The organism is Caballeronia sp., from assembly GCF_028292365.1.
GTDB lineage: Bacteria > Pseudomonadota > Gammaproteobacteria > Burkholderiales > Burkholderiaceae > Caballeronia.
The window spans coordinates 1-3,612 of record NZ_JAQGMM010000265.1 but is presented as its reverse complement, the minus strand read 5'-3'; the positions used below and the strand labels follow the sequence as shown (position 1 = coordinate 3,612).

At 57.0% G+C, this 3,612-nt stretch carries 3 protein-coding genes and 2 pseudogenes; 3 read left to right on the top strand and 2 right to left on the bottom strand.

Going from position 1 to position 3,612, the window contains the following annotated elements:
• Positions 1-608 (bottom strand): annotated as a pseudogene (locus tag JWR14_RS16750) (RsbRD N-terminal domain-containing protein); the annotation flags it as partial.
• A 119-nt stretch (positions 609-727) separates the two neighbouring features.
• Here JWR14_RS16750 and JWR14_RS16745 point away from each other — a divergent pair.
• The 3 genes from JWR14_RS16745 (at position 728) to JWR14_RS16735 (ending at position 2,606) form a co-directional block, all read left to right on the top strand.
• Positions 728-1,129 carry a response regulator gene (locus JWR14_RS16745; protein ID WP_299708734.1) on the top strand — a complete coding sequence of 134 codons (402 nt, stop codon included), beginning with the start codon at positions 728-730 and terminating at the stop codon, positions 1,127-1,129.
• Positions 1,130-1,462: 333 nt separating this feature from the next.
• Positions 1,463-2,332 carry a manganese catalase family protein gene (locus tag JWR14_RS16740; RefSeq protein WP_299708731.1) on the top strand — a complete coding sequence of 290 codons (870 nt, stop codon included), beginning with the start codon at positions 1,463-1,465 and terminating at the stop codon, positions 2,330-2,332.
• Positions 2,333-2,402: 70 nt separating this feature from the next.
• Positions 2,403-2,606, top strand: a complete 204-nt coding sequence (locus JWR14_RS16735; RefSeq protein WP_299708728.1) for a CsbD family protein — start codon at positions 2,403-2,405, stop codon at positions 2,604-2,606.
• Between the two features lie 203 nt (positions 2,607-2,809).
• Here JWR14_RS16735 and JWR14_RS16730 read toward each other — a convergent pair.
• Positions 2,810-3,302, bottom strand: a pseudogene (locus tag JWR14_RS16730) (ferritin-like domain-containing protein).
• Positions 3,303-3,612: the final 310 nt, after the last annotated feature.

Sequence of the window (3,612 nt, the reverse complement as noted above, 5' to 3'; positions counted from 1 at the left end):
AGCGCTTGCATGCGAGCGCCGCTGTGGATCATACGAGAAGCGGCTTGCGATACTTTGTCGCCAGCGTTCAGCGCCGACAGATATACCGCTGTCATTTGGATGGCCTGAAGCGGGCTGCGCATGTCGTGCCCGAGCATTCCAAGTAGGAGATTACGAGCTTGGTCAACCTGGCTACTGAAAAAACTGACCGATTCCGAGAGTGCCTGGTCGATCGCCTCGTTAAATCGAATGATGTCATCCGGATTAGCTGCCTGGGGCTGACACGCGTCCATCCACAGGCGAAGGACGCTTGCACGCAGTGCGCGATACTCCGCGGCAAGTTGGTTGATTTCGAACCCGCTTCGAGCGCGTAAATGACCATGCGTCTGCGCCGCTGTCTCCGGGGCTTCGGTCAGTTTTGGGGTCCGGCCCAACGCTTTTACGCGTTGAGCTTCGCTAGTTTGGGCAGAGAACAGATCTGCGGCCACCGCCTCTAGAATTTGTTGTGCATGGTCCCGCAATGCCAACGATTTCATGTTCGTTGCTGCCGGCAGCAGCGTTGCAGCGAATTCCTCCCATTGCACTAGGATGATTTCCATGTCACGCAAGATGAAGTCGGCCAGTCGCATGTCTGCCCCGAAAGAAGTTTTAACAAATATTTGCTGAATCCATAGTACGCCAATGCAGTTCGTGTGATTCTAACGGGTCCCCGAATTGCTGAAGTGAGGTGGCAACGCGGAGAAACCCGATGTCAACTGTCAAGCCGAAGCGATTGCTCATTGCCGATGACGACGCTGATTTGTTGACAGCATACGTGCTGTTCTTCGAGGCGTACGGCTACGAAACTCGAACTGCCAGAGATGGACTGGACGCGCTCGTCGAATACCGTGCGTGGCATCCGGAGATAGTTGTTCTCGATATCCAGATGCCGCGCCTCGACGGTCGGGCGGTAGCGAAAGAAATTCGGAATCTCAAGGCCATGCCTGCCCCACTGCTGGTAGCGGTGTCCGCCCTGTCAGCCGCAGCCGAGCTGGCGGGCTCAATTCAATCCGGCTTCGACCGTCATTTCGTGAAACCCGCGCAATTGCGGACCATTCTGGCTGCGATGGAATCCTGGCAACGCGCTTGCAGCGCAAACCGATTTAGCTGAAGGCTATCGAATTAACCTAGCTGCAAGACCACGTCGACAGCCCGCTCCTGCGCAGCCGCTTTCTGCGAATTATCTGCGAAGTGTGCCACGGGTGTCTGGAGACAATGACGCTCCAGTCTGGAGCCTCAATACAAGGGCAGGCCTCGTTCACTTCTACGGCTGCCAAGCCTGTGCTAGCTGTTTCCTGGAGTGCGGTTGCAGGGATAGAAACGCCCTATCGACGCGATTGCGACAATCAAAACGGCTCCGGACTTCTAGGAATGGACACTGCTTCATCCAGTGCGGGGCTGCCTGTTTTGCGCCCCTCCACCGTTCCCGCAACAGGAGAAAGCTATGTTCGTTCACAACAAGCGCCTGCAATATACCGTTCGGGTCGCCGCGCCGAACCCCGGGCTCGCAAACTTGCTGCTTGAGCAGTTTGGGGGGCCGCAGGGCGAACTCGCCGCGGCGTGCCGCTACTTTACCCAAGCCGTTGGCGAAGACGATCCGGGTCGCAAGGATATGCTCTTTGATATCGCTACCGAAGAGCTTAGTCATCTCGAGATCATCGGCTCCATCGTCGCCATGCTGAACAAGGGAGCGAAGGGCCAGCTCGCCGAAGCGGTTGAATCGGAGGCGGAATTGTACCGATCGCTCACAGCGGCCGGCAACGATTCCCATACGACCGCGCTGCTTTATGGCGGCGGTCCGGCCCTGACCAATTCGGCGGGCGTACCTTGGAGCGCAGCCTACATCGACTCGATCGGCGAGCCGACCGCCGACCTGCGTTCAAACATCGCCGCTGAAGCCCGGGCCAAAATCGTCTACGAACGATTGATCAACGTGACGGACGACCCGGGTATCAAAGACGCCCTTGGCTTCCTGATGACCCGCGAGATCGCGCACCAGAAGTCGTTTGAAAAAGCGCTCCACTCGATCCAGCCGAACTTCCCCCAAGGCAAGCTCCCGGGCGTGCCCGAATTCACGAGTGTCTACTACAACATGTCACAAGGAGCGGACACGCGCGGCCCGTGGAACGAGGGCGGCGACTGGAAGTTCGTAGAGGATCCGCAACCGGCGGTCGACGGCGGCGATGGTCTGGCAACGGTAGGTGTCTCGGAGGCGGACGTAGAAGTGCTGCAGGCGATGGCTTCTCGCACGGTCTCGAATCCGAACGCTGACCCCAAGACAGGTGCGGACCTGGGTTCTGAAGAAGCGAGCTAGTGAGGTCGATTGTTGACTGCATGCCGGCGTCATCGGTGTGCAGTCAGAGTTTTTCCGATGGAGGCTAAAAATGAACAAAGCGAAGACGAGCGGTGTGAAAGAACAACTCAAGGGCATTGTTGACTTCGCCGCCGGTAAGTTGACTCGCAACAAAGACCGCGAGCTAAAAGGACAAGTGGAAATAACGAACGGTTCGAACCAGAAGGATCGCGCCGATTGGCAGGACAACGTGAAGAAAGGCGCAGACGACCCGGACAACCCGTCAAATGAGTAATGACGCATGACCCGACGGGCTGGACGCGCGGTAACCTATCACCGCGCTGGCCTATAAGCTTGGTCGCCGCCTATCAGGTTCGACGATCGCCGAGCCCCCTGCTCGCAGGCAAAGGTGTCACCGTCGCCCCTACACAGCTTTGATGGGGCGCCGAATTGAGGTGCCCCTCAGCTTTTTGGTGTAAAAACACCCTGAGTGTGTGGTCACTTAGCGGCAGCTTCTTCCGCGACTTCGCCTTCGGTCAACGTCGAGAGCTTCTCGTCCGTAGCTTTTTCTTCCTGAAGTGTCTCGAGTAGCAGATTCTCGGCTTCCTTATATCCGAGCTACTTCGCTAATGCCGCAAGCGTTCCATTGGTCGCGATTCATAGTGCTCGACTTTTTGCGCTGTGCCGATCAGGGCGGCGTCGAGAACCGGACCCGCTTCGATCTCCTCGATCTGCTCTTGTCCTTCCTCAACCAGTCCTTCCATCGCGACACACTTGATGCGCTTGAGCTTGACGCCACACTCCTCGACGACCTGATCGATTCGCTCGATCTGGCCATGCCTTTCCTCCAGGTGGGTCTCGAAAGCTGCGGCCAGATCGGGACTGGTCGAGGCGCGAGCCAGCTTGGGGAGCGCCTTCGTCAGTTGCTTCTCCGCGCTATAAAGATCAGAAGAGCGTGGATAAACAGGTCCTGCATTGTCTTAGCGGCCATGGGGAACTCCTTGGGAAGTGAGCGTTGAATGATGTCTGCGTCTCGCGCACGAATCGGAAATGCAAGCAACGTACCCGGTTTAGTACGGGCTGAGGGGAGATTGCGCTCTGGAAGGAGATAAAAATTTTTTTAACGGGTCTTGAAAATTTCCAACGATGTTCTATTTTCGATTCCGTAAGCAGCCGCGGTGTTCGCGCTGCGTGTTTCGATTGGTTTGTCAGAGGCCTGGGCAGACGAACTGGAGCGCGTATGCCGGTTCGTCTCCTGCCGCAATTTGGGAGATAGCAGCCATGAGTGACCTTCTTTTCAA

What these genes read in the sequence shown, in the direction of transcription:
- JWR14_RS16745 (WP_299708734.1), top strand. Translation starts at nt 728, where the DNA reads ATGTCAACTGTCAAGCCGAAGCGATTGCTCATTGCCGATGACGACGCT.
- JWR14_RS16740 (WP_299708731.1), top strand. Translation starts at nt 1,463, where the DNA reads ATGTTCGTTCACAACAAGCGCCTGCAATATACCGTTCGGGTCGCCGCG.
- JWR14_RS16735 (WP_299708728.1), top strand. Translation starts at nt 2,403, where the DNA reads ATGAACAAAGCGAAGACGAGCGGTGTGAAAGAACAACTCAAGGGCATT.